The organism is Streptomyces lydicus, from assembly GCF_000717345.1.
In the GTDB taxonomy this organism is placed as follows: Bacteria; Actinomycetota; Actinomycetes; order Streptomycetales; family Streptomycetaceae; genus Streptomyces; species Streptomyces lydicus.
Map to the genome: position 1 here is coordinate 172266 of NZ_JNZA01000015.1, position 24520 is coordinate 196785.

General features: G+C 72.8%; 19 protein-coding genes and 1 tRNA gene. 7 read left to right on the top strand and 13 right to left on the bottom strand.

Features of this window, described 5'->3' with window-relative positions:
- Positions 1-13: 13 nt before the first annotated feature.
- Positions 14-829, bottom strand: a complete 816-nt coding sequence (locus OO62_RS17085; RefSeq protein ID WP_051733313.1) for a helix-turn-helix domain-containing protein — start codon at positions 827-829, stop codon at positions 14-16.
- 151 nt (positions 830-980) lie between these two features.
- Here OO62_RS17085 and OO62_RS17090 point away from each other — a divergent pair, with 151 nt between their 5' ends.
- Positions 981-1292, top strand: a complete 312-nt coding sequence (locus tag OO62_RS17090) for a 4a-hydroxytetrahydrobiopterin dehydratase (RefSeq protein WP_033268269.1) — start codon at positions 981-983, stop codon at positions 1290-1292.
- 27 nt (positions 1293-1319) lie between these two features.
- On the opposite strand, the gene OO62_RS17095 is transcribed toward OO62_RS17090, so the two are convergent.
- The 4 genes from OO62_RS17095 to OO62_RS17110 all read right to left on the bottom strand — a co-directional run bounded on the left by OO62_RS17095 (position 1320) and on the right by OO62_RS17110 (position 5847).
- A complete protein-coding gene (locus OO62_RS17095) occupies positions 1320-2264 on the bottom strand; it encodes a YihY/virulence factor BrkB family protein (RefSeq protein WP_033268270.1) in 945 nt (314 codons plus the stop codon).
- A gap of 114 nt (positions 2265-2378) precedes the next feature.
- The gene (locus OO62_RS17100; protein WP_033268271.1) at positions 2379-3758 is read right to left on the bottom strand and encodes a cryptochrome/photolyase family protein; all 1380 of its coding nucleotides are present in this window, start codon (positions 3756-3758) and stop codon (positions 2379-2381) included.
- Positions 3759-3839: 81 nt separating this feature from the next.
- Positions 3840-4934 (bottom strand): DUF1266 domain-containing protein, encoded by a 1095-nt coding sequence (locus OO62_RS17105; RefSeq protein WP_051733315.1) that lies wholly within the window; start codon positions 4932-4934, stop codon positions 3840-3842.
- Positions 4935-5055: 121 nt separating this feature from the next.
- The gene (locus OO62_RS17110) at positions 5056-5847 is read right to left on the bottom strand and encodes a VOC family protein (protein WP_033268273.1); all 792 of its coding nucleotides are present in this window, start codon (positions 5845-5847) and stop codon (positions 5056-5058) included.
- A 426-nt stretch (positions 5848-6273) separates the two neighbouring features.
- On the opposite strand from OO62_RS17110, the gene OO62_RS17115 reads away from it, so the two are divergent.
- On the top strand, positions 6274-7542 hold the full coding sequence (locus OO62_RS17115; RefSeq protein ID WP_033268274.1) for a hypothetical protein: 1269 nt from the start codon (positions 6274-6276) through the stop codon (positions 7540-7542).
- Between the two features lie 158 nt (positions 7543-7700).
- On the opposite strand, the gene OO62_RS17120 is transcribed toward OO62_RS17115, so the two are convergent.
- The 3 genes from OO62_RS17120 to OO62_RS17130 form a co-directional block, all read right to left on the bottom strand.
- Complete coding sequence (locus tag OO62_RS17120; protein WP_033268275.1) at positions 7701-8540, bottom strand: aldo/keto reductase; 840 nt, start codon at positions 8538-8540, stop codon at positions 7701-7703.
- Positions 8541-8751: 211 nt separating this feature from the next.
- Entirely contained in the window at positions 8752-10578 is a 1827-nt protein-coding gene (locus OO62_RS17125; RefSeq protein WP_033268276.1) for an AMP-dependent synthetase/ligase, read from the bottom strand.
- A gap of 265 nt (positions 10579-10843) precedes the next feature.
- On the bottom strand, positions 10844-11707 hold the full coding sequence (locus OO62_RS17130) for a LysR family transcriptional regulator (protein ID WP_033268277.1): 864 nt from the start codon (positions 11705-11707) through the stop codon (positions 10844-10846).
- A gap of 142 nt (positions 11708-11849) precedes the next feature.
- Between OO62_RS17130 and OO62_RS17135 the strand changes: the two genes are divergently transcribed.
- Complete coding sequence (locus OO62_RS17135; RefSeq protein ID WP_099870995.1) at positions 11850-12983, top strand: bile acid:sodium symporter family protein; 1134 nt, start codon at positions 11850-11852, stop codon at positions 12981-12983.
- Here the strand turns inward: OO62_RS17135 and OO62_RS17140 are convergent.
- Positions 12866-14848 carry a sialidase family protein gene (locus tag OO62_RS17140; protein WP_033268278.1) on the bottom strand — a complete coding sequence of 661 codons (1983 nt, stop codon included), beginning with the start codon at positions 14846-14848 and terminating at the stop codon, positions 12866-12868. The two genes, OO62_RS17135 and OO62_RS17140, sit on opposite strands and share 118 nt — an antisense overlap.
- A 267-nt stretch (positions 14849-15115) precedes the next feature.
- Positions 15116-16057: a quinone oxidoreductase family protein gene (locus OO62_RS17145; protein WP_033268279.1), complete on the bottom strand. Its 942-nt coding sequence runs from the start codon at positions 16055-16057 to the stop codon at positions 15116-15118.
- A 145-nt stretch (positions 16058-16202) separates the two neighbouring features.
- Between OO62_RS17145 and OO62_RS17150 the strand changes: the two genes are divergently transcribed.
- Positions 16203-16646: a MarR family winged helix-turn-helix transcriptional regulator gene (locus OO62_RS17150; protein WP_033268280.1), complete on the top strand. Its 444-nt coding sequence runs from the start codon at positions 16203-16205 to the stop codon at positions 16644-16646.
- A gap of 60 nt (positions 16647-16706) precedes the next feature.
- Here OO62_RS17150 and fdhD read toward each other — a convergent pair whose 3' ends face one another.
- Positions 16707-17561 carry a formate dehydrogenase accessory sulfurtransferase FdhD gene (gene fdhD / locus OO62_RS17155; protein WP_033268281.1) on the bottom strand — a complete coding sequence of 285 codons (855 nt, stop codon included), beginning with the start codon at positions 17559-17561 and terminating at the stop codon, positions 16707-16709.
- 300 nt (positions 17562-17861) lie between these two features.
- Entirely contained in the window at positions 17862-19142 is a 1281-nt protein-coding gene (locus tag OO62_RS17160) for an FAD-dependent monooxygenase (protein WP_033268282.1), read from the bottom strand.
- Between the two features lie 793 nt (positions 19143-19935).
- Between OO62_RS17160 and OO62_RS17165 the strand changes: the two genes are divergently transcribed.
- The 3 genes from OO62_RS17165 (at position 19936) to OO62_RS17175 (ending at position 22558) form a co-directional block, all read left to right on the top strand.
- Positions 19936-20325 carry a chorismate mutase gene (locus tag OO62_RS17165; RefSeq protein WP_033268283.1) on the top strand — a complete coding sequence of 130 codons (390 nt, stop codon included), beginning with the start codon at positions 19936-19938 and terminating at the stop codon, positions 20323-20325.
- 441 nt (positions 20326-20766) lie between these two features.
- Positions 20767-22314, top strand: coding sequence for an aldehyde dehydrogenase family protein (locus tag OO62_RS17170; RefSeq protein ID WP_033268284.1), 1548 nt, complete (start codon positions 20767-20769; stop codon positions 22312-22314).
- A gap of 156 nt (positions 22315-22470) precedes the next feature.
- A tRNA-Leu gene (locus OO62_RS17175) sits at positions 22471-22558 on the top strand.
- Between the two features lie 391 nt (positions 22559-22949).
- On the opposite strand, the gene OO62_RS17180 is transcribed toward OO62_RS17175, so the two are convergent.
- A complete protein-coding gene (locus tag OO62_RS17180) occupies positions 22950-24515 on the bottom strand; it encodes a GMC family oxidoreductase (RefSeq protein WP_033268285.1) in 1566 nt (521 codons plus the stop codon).
- Positions 24516-24520: the final 5 nt, after the last annotated feature.

Below are 24520 nucleotides of genomic sequence, written 5' to 3' on the forward strand. Positions count from 1 at the left end.
GCAACTCCGGCCGCTACCGGGCCCGTTGCTGGAGATAGGCGGCCGTTTCCGGGTCGGCAGGGAGGAAGGTCTCCAGTGCCAGTTCGGAGACCGTCACGTCCATGGGGGTGTTGAAGGTGGCGATGGTGGAAAGGAAGGAGAGCACCGTGCCTCCGTGCTCGATCACCATGGGGAGGGCGAAGGGGGCATGGGCGGACCCGGTGCTCTGCTCGCCGCTGCCCGGCGGCAGGGGATAGCCGCTCACCTCGTCGTAGAGCGCGCGCAGCGGTGCCGAGCGCATGAGGGCCAGTTGACGGTCCATCTGGGCGAGGAGATGGGCGCGCCACTCCGGGTAGTTGCGGATGCGGGGGGCGAGCCCGCCCGGGTGCATGGTGATCCGCATGGCGTTGAGCGGGGGCCGCAGCAGGGCCGGGTCGATGCCCTCCAGCAGCATGGTGATGCCGCGGTTCGCCGCCTGTACGTGGTACATGCCGTCCACCACGAGCGCGGGGAACGGCTCGTAGCCGGTCAGCAGCCGTTCCATGCCGGTGCGCAGGGCGTCCATCGCGGGGTCGTCCAGGGGCGTCTCGGGGAAGGTGGGGGCGTAGCCCGCCGCGATCAGGAGGGCGTTGCGCTCCCGTACGGGGACGTCGAGGTGCTCGGCGAGGCGCAGCACCATCTCCTGGCTCGGACGGGAGCGCCCGGTCTCGATGAAGCTGATGTGGCGGGCCGAGGAGTCGGCGCGGAGCGCCAGTTCCAGCTGGCTGATGCGGCGCCGGTCGCGCCATTCACGCAACAGGGCCCCCACACCGGTGGTCGTCGCCGGCTCGGACACGGCAGCGGTCGTCATGGCAGTGACGTTAACCGATGGGTGCCGCGACGTACGATCGAGATGTGGGGTCGCGCTACGGCAGGCGGACACACGGGACCGGGCAGGGGCGCGGGACCGGGCAGACGTCACCGGGCTCACCGGTGACGGCACACGGCGAGAGGTGGATGCCATGAGCGCTCAGGTGGAACCGCTCGACGAGAAGGAGATCGAGGAGCGGCTCGCGGAGCTGCCCGGCTGGTCCGCCGAGGGAGGGATGCTGCGGCGCACCTACGCCTTCCACGGGCATCTGCCGGCGGCCGTGATGGTGGTGCACATCGCCCGGATCCAGGAGGAGTTGAACCACCACGCCGATCTCAGCCTGGGGTACAACCGGCTCGGCGTCGCGGTGAACACCCACAGCATCGGCGGCCGGATCACGCATCTCGACTTCGCTCTGGCCCGTCGTATCGACGAGATCGCCCCGGCCCACGGCGCCCGCTGAGGCGCCCGGCCCGCCGGGCAGCCGCCCTCAGTCGCCGGAGCGCGGCTTGACCACCCGGCCGGCGCGCGCCAGCTCGACGTTGAACATGGCGCCGGACAGCAGCGACAGATGTGAGAACCACAGCCAGATCAGGAACACCACGGACCCCGCGAGCGAGCCGTAGAGCCGGTTGAAGGTCCCCACGTACGAGGCGTAGAGGGCAAAGCCGGCCGACGACACCAGCCACAGCAGGACGGCGACCACCCCACCGGGGGCGGCCCGTCGCACGCCGCGTGAGCTGGGCGGCCCGGAGCGGAACAGCACCATCGCGAGGACCGTGGCCAGGACGAGCAGCAGCGGCCACTTCAGCAGGTTCCAGGTCGCCTCGCCGGCCTCGCCGAGCCCGACCGCCCGCCCCGCCCAGGCCGCGATCGGACCGCTCACCAGCAGCGCCACCGCACTGCTGATCAGCAGCGCCATCAGCAGCAACGCGGTCACCAGGATCCGCGGCGCCTTCCGCCACGGCGGCCGGTCGTCCTTCGTACGGTGCATGGCGTGCAGCGCCCGGCGGAACACCGCCAGATAGCTGCACGACGACCACAGTGCGCTGACCAGGGCGCCGCCCACCACCACCCAGGCGGCGGTGCGCTGTTGCGCCATGCTCACCAGCGCCCGGTGCACGGTCGGCCCCGACTCGGCGGGCGCGATCGAGCTGATCTGGTTGATCAGTTGCTCGGTGGCCGACGGGTCGGCGAGGCCGATGAGCGAGACCGTGACGATCAGCGACGGCAGCAGCGCCAGCACCGAGTAGTACGTCAGGCTCGCGGCCCAGTCCGTCACATCGTCGTGCCACACGGACAGCGGCGTACGGCGCAGTGCGGTGCGGCACTGGGCCCAGGTGGGCCGGCCGGGCGGTTTCCGCGGTCCCGCCGCGCCGAGCGCGCGGTCCAGCAGCGTCCGGTCCATCCCACGGCGCATACCGCTGTCGCCCATGTCGTATCCGTCCTCTCCCTGGTTACGTCCTGCATCATCCCCGACGCCGTGGCTCTCCGGCCCCGGCGAGGGCCGGGGACGACGGCCGGACGTACGTCCACCACCGCCGCGGGACTACTCCTGCCCGCGCGCCCGCTTGAACCGCAGCAACCCGTCGGACAGATCCACCACGGGTTCCGGATAGCCGCCGGCGGCCGGCCCGGGGTCGGTCAGCAGCCAGGGCCGGTGCACCGCCGCGCCCTCGACACCGGCCAACTCCGGCACCCAGCGGCGTACGTAGGCACCCTCCGGGTCGAACCGCCGGGCCTGCACCAGCGGGTTCAGCACCCGGTTGGGCCGGGTGTCGGTGCCGGTGCCCGCCATCCACTGCCAGTTGAGCTGGTTGTTCGCCAGATCGCCGTCCACCAGCAGGTCCAGGAAGTGCCGCGCGCCCACTCGCCAGTCCACGTACAGCGTCTTGGTCAGGAAGCTCGCCACCAGCATCCGGGTCCGGTTGTGCATCCAGCCCTCGTGCAGCAGCTGCCGCATCCCGGCGTCGACCACCGGGTAGCCGGTGCGGCCCTCCTTCCAGGCCGTCACCTCGGCCTCGTCGTACCGCCAGCGGTCGTGCCTGGTGCGGTAGTCCGCGCGTGCCGCGTCGTGGCGGGCGGCCAGCACCTGGTGGTGGAAGTCCCGCCAGGCCAGCTGCCGTACGAAAGCCTCGGCACCGGCGCCGCCGTGCGCGGCCGCCTTGTGCACCACCTCCACCGGGGAGAGGCAGCCGAAGTGCAGATACGGCGACAGCCGCGAGGTGGCATCGCCGGCCAGATCGTCCTGGCCGTCCTGATAGCCGGCCAGCCCGGAGCGCTGCCAGTTCCCGAACAGGCGGCGTCCGGCGCCCTCGCCGCCCTCGGGGAGGGCCGGTGACGGTGTGCCGTCCGGGCACAGGTCCCGCGCCGAGGGGAGGGCGCCGGAACGCACCGCCTCCGGGACGGGCACCGACCGCGGCGCGGCCACCACGGCGCGCACGCCCTCGGCCTGCCAGCGCCGGAAGTACGGGGTGAACACCGCGAAGTGGTCCCGGCCCGGCCCGGAGGGCAGTACCGCACCGGGCGGCACCGCCGTGATCACCGCGTCGTGCACGACCAGCGCCCGCCCGTCCCCGGCCAGTCCGTCGGCCAGCCGCCGCTCCCTGCGCAGCGCGTAGCCGCTCACCCCGGCCGCGACATGCACCTCCCCGGCGCCGGCCTCGGCGGCGAGCCGGCGGGTCTCGGCGACCACATCCCCCGTACGGAGGACCAGCCGGCCGCCGTGTTCCCGCAGTCCCGCGTCGAGCGCGGCCAGCGCGCCGGCCAGGAAGGCGGCCCTGTTGGGGACCATGAAGCCCGCGTCGGCCACGCCCCGGTCGACGACGAACAGGGGCACCACACGCTTCGCGGAGCGCAGCGCGGCGCGCAGCACCGGCTGGTCGTGGACCCGGAGGTCGGAAGTGAACAGGCAAACCGCTACATCCATGGCATACGTCTACACCGAAGGCCCGCGTTCCGGTCGCCGCGTCTGCGGCCGGTGCGCGGCGCCGGCCCGCGCCGTCCGCCCTCAGGCGAAGGGCAGGCCCTGCCACGGCGAGGACGGGTCCTGGGTGAGGACCCGGTGGAGGTGCAGGGTCTCCGCGTACTGCGGCCCGAACCAGCCGTTGTCGAACGCCAGCACCCGGCCCAGCGCGTAACCCGCGGCGAACTCCTGCCACGAGCCGTACGTCTCCCGGGCCCGCGCGCCGACCCGCGTCACCGCCTGTTCGGCCTGCTGGGGCGCGCACAGGCGGGCACCCAGGCCCCAGCGGACGAGCGCCACGGCGTGCGCGAGGTCCAGTGCGCGCAGCGAGACCACCCGGCCGTCGGGCGGCAGCAGTCCGTCCGCGCGGAACCGCTCCTCGTAGGAGGTCACCAGCGCGGGGAGGTCAGCCGTGGCCCCGGTGGCGTCCCCGGCGTCCGCGGGCTGCGCCTGACCCCGGGCGTCGGCGTCCCGCCCGTCGTCCCCGGTGGCCGGCCGCTGCGCCCGGGCGCGCAGTGCCGTCTCGGTGCCGGCCGGCACGAACTGGCCGCCGAGCAGCTGGTCCAGCCGCTGCTGCCAGCCGGCGTGGTCGGTCACCGACCACTGCTCGTGCAGCGTCCGGGCGTCCGCGGCATGGTCGAGGAAGACGGTGCCGAGCTCGTTCCACGGCACGCTGTGCTGCACCGCGAGCGGGGCGCCGCACGCCAGCCCCAGGGCGAGCGGGCCGTGCAGCGGCCCGCCGAAGTGGGTGACCAGCAGTCCGCCGGGGCGGGCGCCCACCTGGGCGCGGGCCCGCAGCCAGCCGGCCCGCTGTGCGGGGACCGCGGCGAGGTACGCGGCGCACGGCGTGCCGGGGTTGACCGCGAGCCGCCACCGGTCGTTCGGCCAGTCCTCCGCCAGCTCCGCCAGCGAGACCCGGTCGAAGAACTGCTGCGGCTGCCAGGGCGGCAGCATGCCCCGGGTCAGGACGGGGATGCAGGTGCCGCCCGCCACCGGGTCGTCGTAGACGGGCAGCGGGTCCTGGCCCGGCTGCGGCGCCGCGAGATACAGGTCCTCACCGGCTATCGCCGCGACCTGTCCGTCCCGGTCACCACGCGCCGTCGCTTCGCACAGCCGCCGCTCGGTGTCCGTCGGCGGCATCCATCCCGGAGTTGCCACAGGCCAAGACCCTAGGGGCACCGCCACGGCGGCCGTCGGGTGGGGTCGCCGGCTGGGACGACGAGCCCCGCCGCGCCGTGGCGCAGCGGGGCGTGCCGGGAAATCAGCCCTGGTTCATCGGCTTGGGGTTGATGACGGCGAAGGTGGCGCCCTGCGGGTCGGTCACCACGGCCATCCGGCCGGCCATCATGTCGAACGGCTGCTGGAGCGCCGCCCCGCCGGCCGCGGTCACCTTCTCGACGGTCTCGTCGGTGTCCGTCACCGCGAAGTACGCGAGCCAGTGCGACGGCGTGTCCGGCGGCATCTGCTCGGACATCGGCTGCATTCCGCCCACCGGGCGGTCGTTCACCTTGAGCGCGTAGTAGTTGTCGGCGCCTTCCATGGGGGCGCTCTCGATACCGAGGGCGGCTTTGTAGAAGGCGGAGACGGCCGAGGGGTCGGTGGTGTTGAGCTCGTTCCAGATCAGCGCACCGGGCTCGTTGACGATGCCGGCGCCGGGGAAGTCCACGGCCTGCCAGATCCCGAAGACCGCTCCGGTGGGGTCGCCGGCGATGCACATCCGGCCGAGCGTCATCACGTCCATCACGGGCATCAGGATCGTGCCGCCGGCGTCGCTCACCGCCTGGGCGTCGGCATCCGCGTCGCGCGAGGCCAGGTAGGTGGTCCAGACGGTCGGCGGCGGGGGCTGGCCGCCCATGGCCATCGCGGCCATGATGCCGGCCACCGGTTTGCCGTTCAGCAGGCACACGGCGTAGCCGCCGGTCTCGGGCGGCCCGATCTCTCCGGTCCATCCGAACACCTGCGAGTAGAAGTCGATGGCGGCTTGCTGGTCGGGGGCCGCGAGATCGACCCAACAGGGGGTCCCGGGCTGATAGGCGGGGGTGGGTTCAGGCATCGTGGCCTCCTCGACGGGGGCGCCTCCCGTGCCGTGGCGGCCCGGGAGGACAGGGCGGAACGAGGCGCCGGGCCCAGGGCGCACCACGGGACCGCACCGCGCTCACTCTCCACATTTGCCGCGCTCGGCCCGGCCCGCCACTCGGGCCGGGACCCGGCCGCGCGCCACGGCGCCGTCTGACGACGTTGCCGAGCTGGAGGTGCCAGCGCAGGACCACCTGGGCCGTGAGGTGAGCAAATCATGAAGACCGTGTGAATGTGGCCAACTTGATGTCCGCATGCACGCGCGTAGACCTTGCGGACGCCGAGGCGCGGGATGCGCGCGCCTGCTGTGCCGAGTGGGTCGCAAGTGACTGAAAATTGAACTAGTGATCGACGGGCGCTCTACGGTTGCGGCGGTTGCTGTTCCACCGAGAGGAAACCCCTCATGACCGCCGCCGACAGCGCACCGAGCACGGCTCGCATCCTCACCGGCTACCGCCCGGAGGACGGCTTCGTAGCCGTGGAGCTGACGCCGCCCCCCGCCGAATACGTCTGGCACGACGAAGACGCCGAGCAGCAAGAGGAGCGGTACGGCCCGGGAGTGGGATACCACCAATGGTTGGCCGTCGACGCCCGGAGTGGTGCGGTCTGGTTCGGTGACATCGACTGGCGGGCTTCGCGCGAGAACCTGGACAGCCAGCTCCCCGGCGTACCGCGCAGCGCACTCGGCGACGGGACGCTGCCGCCCCCCGGCGTTCTCGTGTACCTGCTGACCCACCTTGCGCACGACGAGCAGCGCGGCTACTCCTGGCGCTTCTTCACCGCCGAGGAGCTGCATGCGCTCGCATGGCGCATATTGCCCGCCGTACAGCGGCTCGTGGAGTCGATACACCGTACGGGGCCGGACGGCGAACTGGAGTGGTCCGCCGAGGCCGCCACCGCCTGGGACGACATCGAGCAGGCCGCCACCTACACCTTCGCTTCCTCCGGAGAGGTCATCTGGCCCAGGCTCCGGATGAGCCCGGTCCCCACATGGCGGGTCGAGGTCAGCGAGTTCCTCGCGAGCAACCCCGACTTGTGTGACCCGTCCTGGGGAGTGGCCACCGACGCGGAACTGGAGGCTTACGCCGACTACCGGCCCGACTCGGGCTACGGCGGTGTCCCGGGGCGGATGTGCCGCGCCGCCGACCGGCAGATCGAGGACGGTTTCACCTTCTACGGCCACCGTGCCGCCCTGTACGCCTATCGCGCCCGCGCGTGCGGCGACCGTACTCCTACGGAGGCCCGCCGCTGGCTGGAGACGGCAGAGGCCGGCAGGGACACCTGGGAGGCGGCCAAGCCTCCCGGAGCCACCCTCGCCGATGTGCCGGACTGCTTGCTGGCGGCCCTGGCAGAACGCTTCCAGAGCGCCGCACACGAGGAAGGGTTGGTCCTGACGGGCCTGTCCGCCTATCTGCAGCAGTTGCGCGCCGACGAACGGGCCGCCGTCGACCAGCAGCTTGTCCACGAAGGCGAGGAGGTCGAACGCCTCGAAGGCATGCTCAAGGACTTCCGCGCCGCGCGGAACCGCACCGTGACCCGGATCCTGGCGTGGGCCGACGGTCGCGACGACGCGGAGATAGCCCGCCTGGCCTCCATGTCCCATGACTACGTCCGTGACTGGCGGGCCCGCCTGACCACCGAACAGACCACTGGGGCGCCCGGGGCTGTGTGAGGTCGCGATCGTCCTTCGCACGACCATCCGCGCTCACCACGACGCCGCCGGGATGTGCATGGGTCGCGCCCACCCTGCAAAGGCGAGCCTGCCTCCCGCCCGGCTAACGAGGTCCGCCGCTGCCGAACAACGGCAGCGGCGGAATCGGCAGCACCAGGTCACACGTCGAAGGTGGCGGGGTCGGGCCCCAGGCGCTTGCCCACGTCCAGGGAGGCGAGCGAACTCAGGTCTTCGGCGTCCAGCTCGAAGTCGAAGACGTCGATGTTCTCCCGGATCCGGGACGGGGTCACCGACTTGGGGATCACGACGTTGCCGAGCTGAATGTGCCAGCGCAGCACGACCTGCGCGGGGCTCTTGCCGTACTTCTCGGCGAGCCCGGCAATGGTCGTGTCCGCCAGGAGGTCCTTGCCCTGGCCCAGCGGCGACCACGCTTCGGTTGCGATGCCGTGCCGGGCGTGCGCGGCGCGCGACTCGGACTGCTGGAGATGCGGGTGCAGCTCGATCTGATTGACGGCCGGGACAACGGACGTCTCGCCGATCAGTCGCTCCAGGTGCTCCGGCAGGAAGTTCGAGACGCCGATGGCCTTGGCACGGCCGCTCTGCGCGATCTCCTCGAAGGCCCGCCAGATCGTGAGGTAGTCGTCGCGCATGGCCCGCGGCCAGTGGATCAGGTACAGGTCGATGTAGTCGAGCCCGAGCTTGCTGAGGGACAGGTCGAACTCGCGGAGGACGCTGTCCCGCGTCCATGTTTCGGAGGCGCTGTTCCACAGCTTGGTCGTGACGAACAGTTCTTCACGGGGGATGCCGGAGGCGGCGAGCGCCTTGCCGGTGCCCTCCTCGTTGCCGTAGATCGCCGCGGTGTCGATGCTGCGGTAGCCGGTTTCCAGGGCCTGACCGACGGCGGTGAACGCCTCGTCGTCGGGGATCTGCCAGACGCCGAAGCCGAGCTGCGGCATGGCGATGCCGTTGTTGAGCGTGATGGCGGGAACCTTGCTCACGGGGGAATCGGTCCTTACGTCGACGTTCGTCTTGCCACTCGTTCAACGATCATCCGCTGCCCGGCATTCCCGCGTACGGCCGATGCCCGTTCGCACTGAGTGAACGCCCCGGCCGTGAGGACTGCGCAGACCGGCCGGACATCCGGCCCGGGGCGATCCGCCTCCGCCGTACGGGGGATGCGGTGCGGGCGGCGCGTGCCGCTGCCCCGACTCACCCCTGGTACAGCGCGTCCACCTCCACCGAGTACGCCGTCTCGATCGCCTTGCGCTTCAGCTTCAGCGACGGGGTCAGCAGCCCGTGCTCCTCGCTGAACTGGTGGGCCAGTATCCGGAATGTTCGGATCGACTCGGCCTGGGAGACCAGGGTGTTGGCGGCCACGACGGCCCGCCGGATCTCGGTCTCCAGGTCCGGGTCGCGCACCAGGTCCGTCGGCGGCATCTCCGGCTTGCCGCGCATGGCCAGCCAGTGGGCGACCGCCTCGGGGTCCAGCGTCACCAGGGCGGCGATGAACGGCCGGTCGTTGCCGACGACGATGCACTGGGCGACCAGTGGATGCGCCCGCACCCGCTCCTCCAGGCCCACCGGCGAGACCGTCTTGCCGCCGGAGGTGACCAGGATTTCCTTCTTGCGGCCGGTGATCGTCAGATAGCCGTCCTCGTCCAGGGCCCCCAGGTCACCGGTGGAGAACCAGCCGTCGTGCAGCACGGCGTCGGTCGCCTTGCGGTCGTTGTGGTAGCCCTGGAAGACCTGGCCGCCGTAGAGCCAGATCTCGCCGTCCTCCGCGATGTGCACGGTGGTGCCGGGGATGGGGGTGCCGACGGTGCCGAAGCGGGTCCGCTCGGGCGGGTTGGCGGTGGCGGCCGCGGTGCTCTCCGTCAGGCCGTAGCCCTCGAAGATCCGCACGCCGGCGCCGGCGAAGAACAGCCCGAGCCGGCGCTCCATCGCCGAGCCGCCGGACATCGCGTACCGCATCCGGCCGCCCATCGCCGCCCGGACCTTGCTGTAGACCAGCTTGTCGAAGAGCTGGTGCTGCATCCGCAGCGAGGCGCCGGGGCCGGAGCCGAGGCCGAACGCCTTGTTCTCCTGCGCCTCGGCATAGCGGCCCGCGATGTCGACCGCCTTGTCGAACGGCGCGACCTTGCCCTCGGCCTCCGCCTTCCGCCGTGCCGCGGCGAAGACCTTCTCGAAGATGTAGGGCACCGCGAGGATGAACGTCGGCCGGAAGGTCTGCAGATCGGGCAGCAGCGCACGGGCCGCGAGCTCCGGCTGGTGCCCCAGCTTGACCTGACCGCGGATCGCGGCGACCTGGACCATCCGCCCGAAGACGTGCGCCAGCGGCAGGAACAGCAGCGTCGCCGCCTCGTCGTTGTGCTTGGAGGTGAACACCGTCTCGTAGCGCATGACGATGTTGTCGGCCTCGGCCATGAAGTTGGCGTGAGTGATCACACAGCCCTTGGGGCGGCCGGTGGTGCCGGAGGTGTAGATGATCGTCGCGGTGGCGTCCGGGGTGACGGCCATGCGGTGGCGGTGCACCACGTCGTCCTCGATGTGCGCACCGGCCGCGGTCAGTTCGGCCACCGGGTCCGCGTCCAGCTGCCACAGCTTGCGCAGCTGCGGAAGCCGGTCGATGACCGAGCCGACGGTCATCGCGTGGTCCTCGTGCTCGACCAGGCACGCCGAGACGCCGGCGTTGTGCAGCATCCAGAAGACCTGCTCGGCCGAGGACGTCGGATAGAGCGGTACGGACTGGACGCCGATCGACCAGAGCGCGAAGTCGAACAGGGTCCACTCGTAGCGCGTACGGGACATGATGCCGACCCGGTCACCGAACCGGACGCCCTGCGCCAGCAGTCCCTTGGCCAGGGCGAGGACCTCGTCCCGGAACTGTCCGGCGGTGACGTCCTCCCAGTTGCCCTCGTCGTCCTTACGGGCGAGGGCGACGCGATCGGGATCGGCTTCGGCGTGGTCGTAGATGGCATCCGCCAGCCCGCCGACCCGGGGCGCGGTCGCCAAAGGCGGGACGGTGAACTCGCGCAATGACCCAGCTCCTCGTGGTGTTGCTCACAAGGCCGCGACCGTACCCCACAGGGACGACATCCGGCAGTGCGGTACCACGGCGCGAAGACGTCCCCGCGCGAACTGGCCAACCGGAGAAAACGGGCTACTCCGGAGAAGCGTGGACATGATCCAGCCGCTTCGACGCCGTACGATCACGACGCCGGGACCATATCTGCACCAAATCTCTGCACCTGCCACCGGTTCTCGCGCCGACCGGCCGATCCGCCCGGAAAAGCCCCCGCGGCTACGGGAACTGCAGCCTGTCGCCGCCCGCGAGGATCGCGTCGGCCAGCGCCTCCGCCGGGCCGCGCGCCGCGCGGTCCCGGTCCCCGTGGAGAAGAGCGAAATCCACCCCGCCCAGTTCCGGCAGTCCGGCCCGCGGCGGAACTTGGACCAGACCTGGCGGGATCATGCCCTTCGCATGTGCCATGACGCCCAGACCTGCCCGAGTTGCGGCGATCAGTCCGTTCAGGCTGCCGCTGGTGCACGCGATGCGCCACTGCCGGCCCTGGCTCTCCAGCGCCTCCAGCGCGCGGGCCCGGGTCACCGCCGGAGGCGGGTACACCACCAGCGGGACCGGCCGCTCGGGATCCAGCCGGAGTCGCTCGGTGCCCACCCACACCAGCCGGTCGCGCCACACCAGCCGGCCGCGCGGGTCCTCCGGACGCCGTTTGGCAAGGACGAGATCGAGCCGTCCGGCCGCCAGCAGTTCGTGCAGGGTTCCGGACAGCTCGACGGTCAGCTCCAGATCCACCTCGGGATGCTCCCGGCGGAACTCCTCCAGCACCTCCGGCATCCGGGTCAGCACGAAGTCCTCCGAGGCACCGAAGCGGAGCCGGCCGCGCAGCCGGGTGCCCGCGAAGAAGCTCGCGGCCCGCTCGTTCGCCTCCAGGATCGTCCGGGCGAAGCCGAGCATCGCCTCGCCGTCCTCGGTCAGCTGCACGCCGTGGGTGTCCCGGGCGAACAGCCGCCGCCCGGCGGCCTCCTCCAGCTTCCGTACGTGCTGGCTGACCGTCGACTGACGCAGCCCGAGCCGGTGCGCGGCCTGCGTGAAGCTCAGCGTCTGTGCCACCGCGAGAAAGGTGCGCAGCTGCGCGGGCTCGAACATGGGCCTCCTGCTCAACATGTTCATCGCGTTTCATGATGACAGTGACCACGGTAAGCGGGGTTCCCGATCGCCGTCGCGCCCGGCACCCTGGATGGGGCACCGTCCGGGCCGCCGCCCGAGAGCCGCCGACCGAAGAGAGACGATGCACCGCCCGTTGCTCAAGCTGCCCTCCTGGCTCCCCGTGGACGGTTACCTCCTCGCGCTCGCGGGGACCGTCGCGCTGGCCGCCCTGCTGCCCGCCCGCGGACCGGCCGCCACGGTCGCCGGCGGCGCCTCCACCGGCGCCGTCGCGCTGCTCTTCTTCCTCTACGGCGCCCGGCTCTCCACCCGCGAGGCGCTCGACGGCCTGCGCCACTGGCGGCTGCACCTCACCGTGCTGGCCTGCACCTTCGCCGTCTTCCCGGTGCTCGGGCTGGCCGCCGGCGCGCTGGTCCCGTACGTCCTGCCGCCGACCCTCTACACCGGGCTGCTCTTCCTGTGCCTGGTGCCGTCCACGGTCCAGTCCTCGATCGCCTTCACCTCGATCGCCCGCGGCAACGTCGCGGCGGCGATCTGCGCCGGCTCGTTCTCCAGCCTCGTCGGCATCGTGGTCACCCCGCTGCTGGCCGGGCTCCTGCTGCACGGGGACGGCGGCGGCTTCTCGGCCGGCTCGCTGGTCCCGATCGTCTGTCAGCTGCTGCTGCCGTTCCTGGCCGGGCAGGTGCTGCGGCGCTGGATCGGACCCTTCCTCACGCGCCACAAGAAGGTGCTGGGCCACGTCGACCGCGGATCGATCCTGCTCGTCGTCTACACCGCCTTCAGCGCCGGCATGGTCCAGGGCATCTGGCACCAGGTGTCCCTGCTGCGGCTGCTGTGCCTGCTCGGGGTGGAGGCGGTCCTGCTCGCGGTGATGCTGACGACCACCTCCTACGGCGCGAAGAAGCTGGGGTTCCCCCGCGGGGACCGCGTCGCCATCACCTTCGCCGGCTCCAAGAAGAGTCTGGCCGCCGGGCTCCCCATGGCCAGCGTCCTCTTCGGCGCCCAGGCCGGACTCATGGTGCTGCCGCTGATGCTGTTCCACCAGATGCAGTTGATGGTGTGTGCGGTGCTGGCGAAGCGGTTCGCCGCCCGCGCCGAGCCGCGGCGGGAGGACGCCCCCGCCGCGGCCGGCGACGCGTCCTACCGGGCCGGTCCGCTCACCCGGTCCAGCGGCAGCGCCAGCACCACCGGCGCCCGCACCGAGGAGTCCCCGGACCGTACGGCGGACAGTTCGGCGTCGGTCAGCGCGCGCCGGTAGACCCGTACGTCGTCGAGCGCGCCGGTGAACTGGGCGCGGCTGTCCGGCCGCTGGCCGAGGTGCACGCCGAAGACCGAGCCGCGGCTGACCGAGCCGGGGACGTCGGCGGCGACGGTGGTCCCGGTGCCGTCCACGGTCAGCTCCAGTCGCCCGGCGGTACGGCGCAGCGCGAGGTGGTGCCAGGCGCCGTCGTTGTACGCGCCGCCGGTCGCCGCCTGGGCGGTGGCGGCAGGCCGGGCGCCGTCGACCGCGGTGAGCCGGGCGATGATCCGGTTGTTCTTCGGGTCGCCCTCCAGCGCGACCTGCGGGGACCGGGTGCCCACCCCGCCCATCCACAGCAGCGGCGCCTCCCCGCTCGGGGCGGCGTAGCGGAACCACAGGCTGCAGGTGAAGTCGTGGGTGCCCAGGGGGAGTGAGCCGCGGAACGGCAGACGTACCGCGTCGTCCTTGCCGTCGAAGGAGAGCGCCCTGCCGAACCGGCCGTCGGTCGGGCTCGCGCCGCCGAGGACGAGGGCCGGCCGGGCGCCGGGCGCGAGGTCGCGGGTCGTGGGGTCCGGGGCGCGGCGCGGGCCGAGCCAGTCCTCGGTGAACCGGACGAACCGGATCTCGTCCCGGGCGTCGACCGCGCCGCCCTCGTACATCAGGCCGGTGACCTCGGGGGAGACGGCGACCAGGTCGGAGTAGCCGGACCAGTCGGTGGTGACCCGGGCGCCCCGGTCGACGCCCTCCCAGGTGCGGCCCTCGTCCCAGGAGGAGCGGACGGTCATGGTGCGGCGCCGGTCGGGGTCGGCGGGCGCGGCGAACAGGGTGCGGCTGCGCCCGCCCGCGGCGGCCGAGTGCGGCAGGCGCAGCGCCGAGCCCTGCACCATCGGCGCGTAGAGGTCGGGGACGGCACGGAACGGCGCGGCGAAGGAGTTGCCGCCATCGCGGCTGACCGCGGCGGTGCGGTGGCCCAGGTCGGTGCCGTCCTGCTCGCGGCCGTTGACGTAGATCGAACCGTCGGAGCGCTCCAGGAGCGTCATCTCCGACGGCTTCTGGCGGAAGGTGCCGTCGGCGGCGATGGGCCAGGTGTCCAGCGCGCCGACCTTCCAGGTGGCGCCGCCGTCGTCGCTGTGGACCAGGGCGGCGTGGTTGGCGGTGACCCGGCTGTCCGCGTAGCTCTCGGAGTTTATGCCGAAGACCAGCCGGCCGGCGTGCCGTCCGCGGGTGAGCTGGATGCCGTGCACGGGGCCGGTGGCGTACCAGGAATTCCACTGCGGGGGACGGATGGTGGGGGTCAGGTCCCGGGGCGGGGACCAGGTCGCGCCGTCGTCGTCGCTGTACTGGAGGTGCGGGGTCCGGTCACAGGGGACGTCGCAGCTGAGGCCGTCGGTCCGGCCCTTGTTATACGTCTCGGCGAGGAGGATCCGCCCGGTACGGCGGTCGACGAGGGGCGCGGGGTTGCCGTGGGTGTCCCCGTCGCCGTGGTTGACGACCTGGAGCGGGCCCCAGGTGCGGCCGCCGTCGGTGGAGCGCTTGACGACCAGGTCGATGTCGCCGGAGTCGCCGCAGTCGTGCCGCCGGCCCTCGGCGAAGGCCAGCAGGGTGCCGTGCGACGACTTCACGACGGCCGGTATCCGGAAGCAGAAGTAGCCCTTTTCCTGGGCGGCTTTGAAGAGGACCTGCTGCTCGAAACCGCCGGCGGGGGGCGGGGCGGTGGCGGCGGGATCGCCCGACGCCCCGTCAGGCGTGGCGTGTGCGGGGCCGGTCGGTACCAGTGTGAGGACGGCGGCGGTGAGCGCGGCGAGCAGGGCGGGCCCGCGGCGGCGCCGGGGCCCGTGAGGTCTTCCGTGGGGACTGGGGTGTACGCGGAGAACTGACGTCATGGTCCGGCCTGCCCTTCGAGGGATCGGCGGTCGGGTCATCAGGACATCCAACGTCCTATGTGCATCCCTGACGGAAGCTACTGCCGCGTGCGGACCGCGACAAGGAGCCTGCGTCGGTTCTCCGTGCGGCAGCCGGAATTCACTCTCCCGGCCCGCAGACACTGCGCCGGGTGCGGCGGGTGTGCCGGGCGGGCCGGGTGTGAGGGATGCGCCCGGGGGCCGGGACGTACGGCGGGTGCGGCCGGTCCGGCAGGCGTCCCGCGGGCGTCACGGCCGCAGCACCACCTTGCCGAGATTGGCCCGCGCCTCGATGATCTCGTGCGCCTTCGCGGCCTCCTCCAGCGGGAGTTCGGCATGGATGGCGACGCGCAGCCGGCCGGCTCCGGCCAGCTCCCACAGCTGCGCGCGATGCTGCTCGTAGCGCTCCCGGTGGACGGTGGTGAACCGGCGCATCGTCAGGCCGGTGACGGTCTTGGAGCCCGCCAGCAGCTCGTACGCCGGCACCGTGCCGCCACCGGAGTTGAAGAAGATCAGCCGCCCGCCCTCCGTCACGGCGGCCAGCGCGCGCGGCAGCAGCTCGCCGCCGACGCCGTCCAGCACGATGTCGGCCGGCTCGCCCCACGAGTCCTGGTCGTAGGTCACCACCTCGTCGGCGCCGAGCCCGTACAGGAACTCCGCCTTGGCGGCGGAGCTGACGGCGGCCACCACGCGCGGCACCCCCTGGAGCTTGGCCAGTTGGACGGCGAGATGCCCGGTGGCGCTGGCCGCGCCGGTGATCAGGACGGACTCGCCGTCCCGCGGCGCGGCGGTGCTCAGCGCGGCGAGCGCGACCTGGCCGCTGCGCACCAGCGCCACCGCTTCCACCGCGCTCGCGTCGTCCGGTATGCGGTCGGCCAGGAAGGCGGGCGCGAGGGCGAGTTCGGCGTAGGAGCCTTTGAAGGTGAGCGAGGTGACGCGGTCACCGACGGCGAAGCCGGTGACCTCGGGGCCGACCGCGACGACCGTTCCGGCGATCTCCCCACCGGGCACGGCGGGCAGCGGGTCGCCGCCGCCGTTGCCGTCGCCGTGGGTCCGGCGCACGCAGGGGAGCGTGACCCCGATCGCCTCGGTGCGCACCAGGAGTTCACCGGGACCGGCCACCGGCGGCTCGGCCTCCTCGACGCGCAGGACTTCGGGACCGCCGTAGGCGTGGAATCGGACACGGCGCACGGGCCGGCACCTCCGTAGGGAGCGGTCGGTGAGTCCGACCGGTTTCATTGGGTGCCCCAACGATAACCCCATACCGTTGGGTGAGCCAATGGTTTTCCGGGACTTTTCGTTGGGGAGCCCAACGGTTTCTCGATAGGGTGGCCCCATGTCCGACACCCCTTACGCCCCCAGCCGCATCCGCGCGCTCCCCAGCTGGCTGCTGGGCCGCGCCGCCGCCCGTGGCCACCGCCTCGTCGCCGACGCCCTGGCCACCGAGGGCATGCGGATGATGCACCACGCCGTGCTGTCGGCGGTCGCCGACCTCGGCCCGGTCTCCCAGGCGGAGCTCGGCCGGACCCTCGGCATCGACCCCAAGGACATGGTGGCGCTCGTCAACGACCTGCAGAGGGACGGGCTGGTCACCCGTACCCCCGACCCCACGGACCGGCGCAAGAACGCCATCGGGATCTCCGCCGACGGCAGACGGCGGCTGCGCCGCACCCAGCAGCTCGGCGACGAGGCCAACGCGGAGCTGACCGCGGCCCTGACCCCCGCCGAACGCGAGCAGCTGATCGCCCTGCTGACCCGGGTCGCGCTGCCGGGGGAGTGACCCGGGCGGCAGTGGCGCAGCGGCGGAGGGGGCCGGCCGGTCCGAGCGGCCGCGCGAGGCTCAGCCCGTGGTCGCCGTCGCGTCCAGCGTGAGGCGGTGCTCGCCCGCGTAGACGTTCATGGAGGTGCCGCGCAGGAACCCGACCAGGGTCAGCCCGGTCTCCTGGGCCAGGTCCACCGCCAGCGAGGACGGCGCCGAGACCGCGGCCAGCACCGGGATGCCCGCCATCACGGCCTTCTGCGCCAGCTCGAAGGACGCCCGCCCGGAGACCATCAGCACCGCGGACGACAGCGGCAGCCGCCCCTGCTGCAGTGCCCGCCCGACGATCTTGTCGACGGCGTTGTGCCGCCCCACGTCCTCCCGGACGTCCAGCAGCTCCCCCTCCGTGGTGAAGAGCGCCGCGGCGTGCAGCCCTCCGGTCCGCTCGAACACCCGCTGGGCGGACCGCAGCCGGTCGGGAAGGGCGGAGAGCGTCGCGGGCTCGATGCGGACCGGGGTGTCGGGCGCGGTGTCCAGCTGCCAGCGGGCGGTGGTGCGCACCGCGTCCAGGCTGGCCTTGCCGCACAGCCCGCACGACGACGTCGTATAGACGTTGCGCTCCAGGGTGAGGTCCGGGATCACGACGCCGGGCGCGGTCTTGACGTCCACCACGTTGTAGGTGTTGACCCCGTCCTCCGTGGCGCCCGCGCAGTACAGGATGTTCTGCAGTTCCTCGGCCGCGCCCAGCACGCCCTCGCTGACCAGGAAGCCCGCGGCGAGCGCGAAGTCGTCACCGGGCGTACGCATCGTGATCGCCAGCGGCTTGCCGTTCAGCCGGATCTCCAGGGGTTCCTCGGCCACGAGCGTGTCCGGCCGGGTGGAGACCGCCCCGTCCCGGATGCGGATCACCCTGCGTCGTTCCGTGACTCGTCCCATGCCTGATCAATCCCACGTGTTGGATTCAGCGCTGCCGTACGTGCTGGGGCCGAAGCGGCCCCTGATGCGGAGGTTGCCGTGCGTCACCCCGCTGTCCTATTGAGGTGACCTGCACGCTCTCATTGTCCTGCACGTGCGGGGCGGGGCTGCGGCCGGCTCCGCGGCAGCCCGCCGTCCCGGGCGCCGCACGGCGGGAGCGGGCGCGCCGGCCGAGCGCGGGAACGCCCGGCCCGGCGGCCCGGCGGGCCCCCGGGGCGCGTGGCCTCCCCGGCGCCCGGGCCGGCGGGCGCCGGTGTCGCGTCAGTCGGGCGGCGTGCGGACGCCGTTCCGCAGCGCACGGCCGCCGAACGCTCCCGAGCCGTCGGCGGCGGCCCAGGCGTCCGCCACACCGGCCTGGTCCAGCGTGCGCCAGTCGGGGGTGTCCTGGACGAGGAACCGGCCCAGCCCCCGCCCCAGTTCGACCATCGTGCGGCCGGTCGCGCCGCGCTCGGTGCCGTAGGTCTCCAGGGCGTCCGGCCGCTCGGGCAGAGCGCGCAGCGCGGTCTCCAGGGCGGCGGCGTCCTGGAGTGCCTTGACCGCGCCCGCGCCGGTGTGCGGGCGGGCCACGGTGGCCGCGTCGCCCGCGAGCAGCAGCCGCCCGGCGGTGTAGCGCGGCGCGGTGAAGTCGTACATCGGCTGGATGAACACCTCGTGGGGCGGGGTCAGGCCCACCAGGCCGCCCCAGTAGGGCGGCAGCAACTCCCGTGCCACGTGGGCGAGTCGGGTGTGCATCGCCTCGGTGAGCGTGCCGGGCGGCAGGCTGGTGGGGGAGTCCAGGTCGAGGCCGTCGCCGGCGGGCGGGGAGGTGTAGAGCACCCAGTTGGCGCGGTGGCCGCCGTGGCCGTCCGGGATGCGGTAGATGATGACGTGGCCGCCGGGGAAGACGCCGTAGACGCAGTCCTCCTGTGCCCAGGGGGCCGGCCCCAGGCCCGGGAAGTCGAGTTCCGTCAGCCGCTCGGCGGGGACGGCGCCGCGCCAGGCGAGGTAGCCGGCGTAGCGCGGCCGGACGCCGGGGAACGCGGCCTCCCGGACCACCGAGCGATAGCCGTCGGCGCCGATGACCAGGTCGAAGCGGTCCGTACGGCGACCGCCGGCACCGTCGTCCAGGTGGAGGCGGGGGCCGTCCGCGGCGTCGCTGACCGCGCGGACCGTCACCCCCTGCCGGAACACGGTGTCGGCCGGCAGCCGCCCGCGTAACTCCCGCCACAGCGGCCCCCAGCAGTACGAGCGGAACGGGAAGGGCAGTGCCGCGATCTGCCGGCCGAGCGGGGCGGCGCCGTCGCGGACGTACCAGCGGCGGGTGGTCAGCTGCACCCACGGCATCGCCGCGTCCAGGTAGCCGGCGGCGGACAGTTCGGCGTAGCGGTCGTTGTGCACCGCGAGGCCGACGCCGCGGTCGGCGAGGTGGCCGTCGGTGCGTTCGTGGACGGTGATCCGGGCGGCCCCGGCGCGGTGCGCGGCCAGTGCCGTGGCGCAGCCGGCGATGCTGCCGCCGACGACGGCGACGTCGGCCCCTGCGAGCGGAATGCGGTCCGTGCTCATCCGGTGTGGCCCCCTTGTGCGGTCCGCGGCCGAGGGTCGGTCGGCCGCCCAACGGCCGTCATTGTCCCAGGGGTTGACGGGCGGTACGGGGTGGTTCGTGAGGTACGTCACCGGGCGTGCCCGCGTGCGCGCGCCACCTCCGTCATGCGCGCCCACACCGAGCACACCCGCCGTAGCTACCACGAGCGGCAGCGCACGCAGGGCTGAGGCCGGACGGCGGGGCCGCACGCCGATCGTCACGTCGAGCCGGTGCCGGGTCCCGGCCGGCGGGACGCGTATGTCCTCGGCCGGCAGCCGGGGGAGCGGGCGGAACGGGGACGGTCCGGACATGCCGGGCCGTGGGCCGGCGGAACACCGCAAGTGCGGGGCCACACAGGAGGGATGGACCGGTGGCGGCGTGGGTATGCCCATGAGCCGGGGCCGGGAAACGGCCGCGTGTTCGGGACCGGGGCCGCGGCGCCCGCGACGGAGCCCGGGCCGCCGGCGCGGCCCGCGCAAGACAGCCCGGTGGTGGGTTCTGTGGGGGAGCCCGCCACCGGGCGTACGCACCCGGTGCGGCAAGGCCGGTCGACGCGGGCCGCCCGCACCGGCCGGGCCTGGGCCGAACTCCTCCGCATCGCGCGGCGAGCACGCCGGCTCGCTGTCCACGGCCCGGCGGTCCACCCCTTGCCTCCGGCGGCTGCGCGGCTGATCCGCCGGACGTCCGATCCGCGAGACCGGCCCGGGTCGCCGGCCCCCGGCCGGGTAGTGTGCATCCGATCATCACCGAACGACCACGGATGGCGAGAGGCACATGAGCGACGGGACAGCACCGGCGGGCGGCGAGGCGGCCTCCGTCGCCGACCAGGCGGCCCGCGAGCGCCTGCTCTACCTGCGCGGCAGCATCGACAACCTCGACGCCGCCCTGGTGCATCTGCTCGCCGAGCGCTTCAAGTGCACCCAGCAGGTCGGCGAGCTCAAGGCCCGGCACAGCCTGCCGCCCGCCGACCCGGCCCGCGAGGCCGCCCAGATCGAGCGGCTGCGCCGGCTCGCCGAGGACGCCCGGCTGGACCCGGCGTTCGCGGAGAAGTTCCTGAACTTCATCATCGACGAGGTGGTCCGCCACCACCGGGCGATCGCCGACCGTACGCAGGAGGAGGCGGGCGAGCAGCCCGCCGGGACGGCCGGACCCGCCGCCGGCTGAGCGGGACGCGCGGACGACGGGGGTGGGCGGTGCCGAGGCGGCACCGCCCACCCCCGTCGCCGTCCGCCGCCCCCAGACCACCTCGCGGCTGATCGGCTGCGGAAGGGGGCACCCGGCGCCGTCGTGGGCCCGGGCGCCGAAGCACGTACACGCCCATCAGGTCCAGCACCACCTCGCGGTAATCGCCGGCGCCGAAGGCGTAGTTGACGACGAAGACGAACGGCACGCCGCCGCTCGCTCCGGCCAACTCGCCCGCTCCGTCCACGAACTGGCCCTGCGTCAGCTCTGCGACGCACCCACCCGCGTGAGACTCGCCATACCTGGCCCGCACCCCGCCCCGAGGTGCCCCCGGGAGCACTACCGTCCAGTAGCGGTTCCTTCGGGAGCCGCCGAGCGCCACCACCCTGCCCCTCCGGCCGTGCACCGAGAGCGGAGACACCGATGGCCACCACCCCGCAGCTCACCCTCAAGCCAGGCACCTCCTGGCCGGACGCCTGGCGGCGCAGCCTGACCGCCGCCCCCGAGGCGTTCCGCGACGGCCAGGCCCTCAACCTCTGGGCCGGCACCTGGCACCCGGACGGCGATCCGCTGCCCGCCACCAGCCCTGTCGACGGCACCCCCATCGCCGGCCCGCCCCGCCTCGACGCGGACGCCGCCCGGCACGCCGTACGCGCCTCGCTCGACCAGCACCGCGGCTGGCGCCACGTCCCGCTCGCCGAGCGCACGGCACGCGTCGACGCCACCCTCGACGCCCTCACCGAGCACCGCGACCTGCTCGCCCTGCTCCTCGTCTGGGAGATCGGCAAACCCTGGAAGCTCGCCCGGGCCGACGTCGACCGCGCCATCGACGGCGTCCGCTGGTACGTCTCCGAGATCGACCGGATGCTCGCCGGCCGCGTGCCGCTGCCCGGCCCGGTCAGCAACATCGCCAGCTGGAACTACCCGATGTCGGTGCTCATCCACGCGATGCTCGTCCAGGCGCTGGCCGGCAACGCGGTGATCGCCAAGACCCCCACCGACGGTGGGCTGGCCTGTCTCACCCTCGCCTGCGCCCTGGCGGCCCGCGAGGGCGTCCCGGTGACCCTCGTCAGCGGCAGCGGCGGCGACCTCTCGCCCGCCCTGGTCCGCGCACCGGAGATCGGCTGCGTGTCCTTCGTCGGCGGCCGGGACACCGGCGCCCGCGTCGCCACCGCCGTCGCCGACCTGGGCAAACGCCACATCCTCGAACAGGAGGGCCTCAACACCTGGGGCATCTGGAACTTCACCGACTGGCCGGCCCTGACCCCCTTGCTGCGCAAGACCTTCGACTACGCCAAGCAGCGGTGCACCGCCTACCCCCGCTTCGTGGTCCAGCGGGACGCCTTCGCCGAGTTCCTCACCGCGTACCTCCCGGCCGTACGGGCCGTCCGCTTCGGCCACCCCCTGGCCGTCGCGGACCCCGCCGACCCCCTCCCCGAGCTCGACTTCGGCCCCCTGATCAACGCCGCCAAGGCCAAGGAACTCGCCGACCTCACCGCCGAGGCGATCTCCCGGGGAGCCGTCCCGCTGCACCGCGGCAGCCTCGCCGACGGCCGCTTCCTCCCCGGCCAGGACACCTCCGCCTACCTTCCCCCGACGACCCTGCTGGCCCCGCCGCCGTCCTCCCCGCTGCACCACGCCGAGCCCTTCGGCCCCGTCGACACCCTCGTGCTCGTCGACACCGAGGCCGAGCTGCTCGCCGCCATGAACGCCAGCAACGGCGCCCTGGTCGCCACCCTCTCCACCGACGACCAGGACACCTACGACCGGCTCGCCCCCCAGATCCGCGCCTTCAAGATCGGCCATGGCGCCCCCCGCTCCCGCGGCGACCGCGACGAGCTCTTCGGCGGCTTCGGCAACTCCTGGCGCGGCGCCTTCGTCGGCGGTGAGCTCCTGGTCCGCGCGGTGACCCAGGGCCCGCCCGGCGAGCGCCTGCCGGGCAACTTCCCCGACTACCACCTGATGCCCTGACCTGCGCGCCGCCGGGGACCCGACGCGGCCCCCGGCGGCGCCTCCCGCCCGTACCCGCGGCTCGTGCCCCCACAGATACGCAGGTGAAAGGCACTCCGAAAGCTTGGTATGGTTATCCATGTCGCCGCGGGGAACGCCCCACGACGATGACACCTAGTCCGGGTGGCGGAATGGCAGACGCGCTAGCTTGAGGTGCTAGTGCCCTTTATCGGGCGTGGGGGTTCAAGTCCCCCCTCGGACACCACGTACCAACGAGTGCGGATCGGGAAGCTTCCCGGTCCGCATTTTTCGTGTGCGGGCCGCGGTCGCTCAGCTGGGTGCCGGCCGCGCGTGGAGCCGTTCGAAATCTGCCCGATTTGGGGGTTCCATTCCGGTATGTGCGGAGTATTCTGTACTTAGACCTACGGGGCGAGCGAGGGAGTTCGTGCCGAAGTGGCCTCAGGTTTAGAGAGCCCTGGCTTTCGCTGAGGACGTGAACGACGGTCGGGCTGAGAGGCCGAATGGTCGCAAGACCGGACGGCGACCCCAAGCACCTGATCCGGACAATGCCGGCGAAGGGAGCCCACCTCGTAGGTCGTGAATGTGGGAGTGGCCCCGCCCAAGGGTGGGGCCACTCTCCTGTCGAGCGGGCGCCCTCAGGAGGCGCCCTTGATCATGTCTGCGCACTTCTCCCCGATCATCATCGTGGTGATGCAGGGGTTCACGGTCGTCAGCAGCGGCATCGCCGAGCCGTCGGCCACCCGCAGACCGGTGACGCCCTTGACGCGCAGCTGCGGGTCGAGGGGGGCCGCCGGGTCGTCGGGTGCGCCCATCCGGACGGTGCAGGCCGGGTGGTAGACGGTGTTGTGGGTGTCGCGGAGGTAGGCGAACAGCTCGGCGTCGGTGTGTGCGGAGGGTCCGGGAGCGAGTTCGGCGCCGGCCCAGCCGGCCATCGGGTCCTGGGAGACGATCTTCCGGGCGAGGCGCAGACCGTGGATCATGACGCGTACGTCGTGTTCCTCGGTGAAGTAGCGCGGGTCGACCTTGGGCTTGTCGCGGAAGTCGCGGGTGCGCAGCCGGACCGTGCCGCGGGAGCGGGCGCGGGTGACGTTCGGCGTGAGGCAGAAAGCGTTCTCCGAGGTGGGGTAGCCGCGCCGGTAGGTGTTCATGTCGAAGGGCATCGAGCCGTAGTGGAACATCAGATCCGGCCGGTCGAGGCCCGGCTCGGTGTCGGCGAAGATCCCGATCTCCCACCACTGGGTCGACGAGGTCACCATCGGCTGCTTCGCCTCCCACATGATCACGCCCTCCGGGTGGTCCTGGAGGTTGGATCCGACGCCGGGGGCGGCGACGAGCGGCTCGATGCCGAGGGCGCTGAGGTGAGCCGCCGGTCCGATGCCGGAGAGCATCAGCAGCTTGGGTGAGTCGATGGCGCCGCAGGAGACGACCACCTCGCGGCGGGCGTTGACGGTACGGGTGTGGATCAGGTCGGGGGCGAGGTAGTCCACGCCCGTGCAGCGCCGCGCGGAGTCGAAGTTCAGGCGCTTGGCCTGGAGTCCGGTCCGTACGTCGAGGTTGCGGCGGTCGCCCATGACGGGGTGCAGATAGGACACCGACGCCGAGGAACGCGTCCCGTCGGGGCGGCAGTTGATCTGGAACCAGTGGGCGCCGCGGACGACGGTTTCGCCGGTGTTGAACGGGGTGGTGGGGATGCCGGCCGCCGCGCAGGCTTCGAGCAGGGCGGCGCCGCACGGGTCGCGGGGCGGGACCGTGCGCAGGGTGACCGGGCCGCTGCGGCCGTGGTGGTCGCCGGGCGCGTCATTGCTCTCCAGCCGCTGGTAGAGCGGGAAGCAGTCGGCCGCGCTCCAGCCCGTGCAGCCCAGCGCCGCCCACTCGTCGAGGTCCTCGGCCGGTGCCCAGAAGGCGATGCAGGAGTTGTGCGAGGAGCAGCCGCCGAGCACCTTGGCGCGGGCGTGCCGCATGAAGCTGTTGCCCTCCACCTGCGGTTCGACCGGATAGTCCCAGTCGTAGCCGGACTCCAGCAGCCCCATCCAGCGGTCCAGGCGCAGCACGTTGTCGTCACCGACGTCGGACGGGCCGGCCTCCAGGAGGCAGACGGTGACGTCGGGGTCCTCGCTGAGCCGGGCGGCCACGACGGAACCGGCCGTGCCGCCGCCGACCACGACGTAGTCGAACTCGTCCACGGGCGTCTCTTGGGACATCGTGC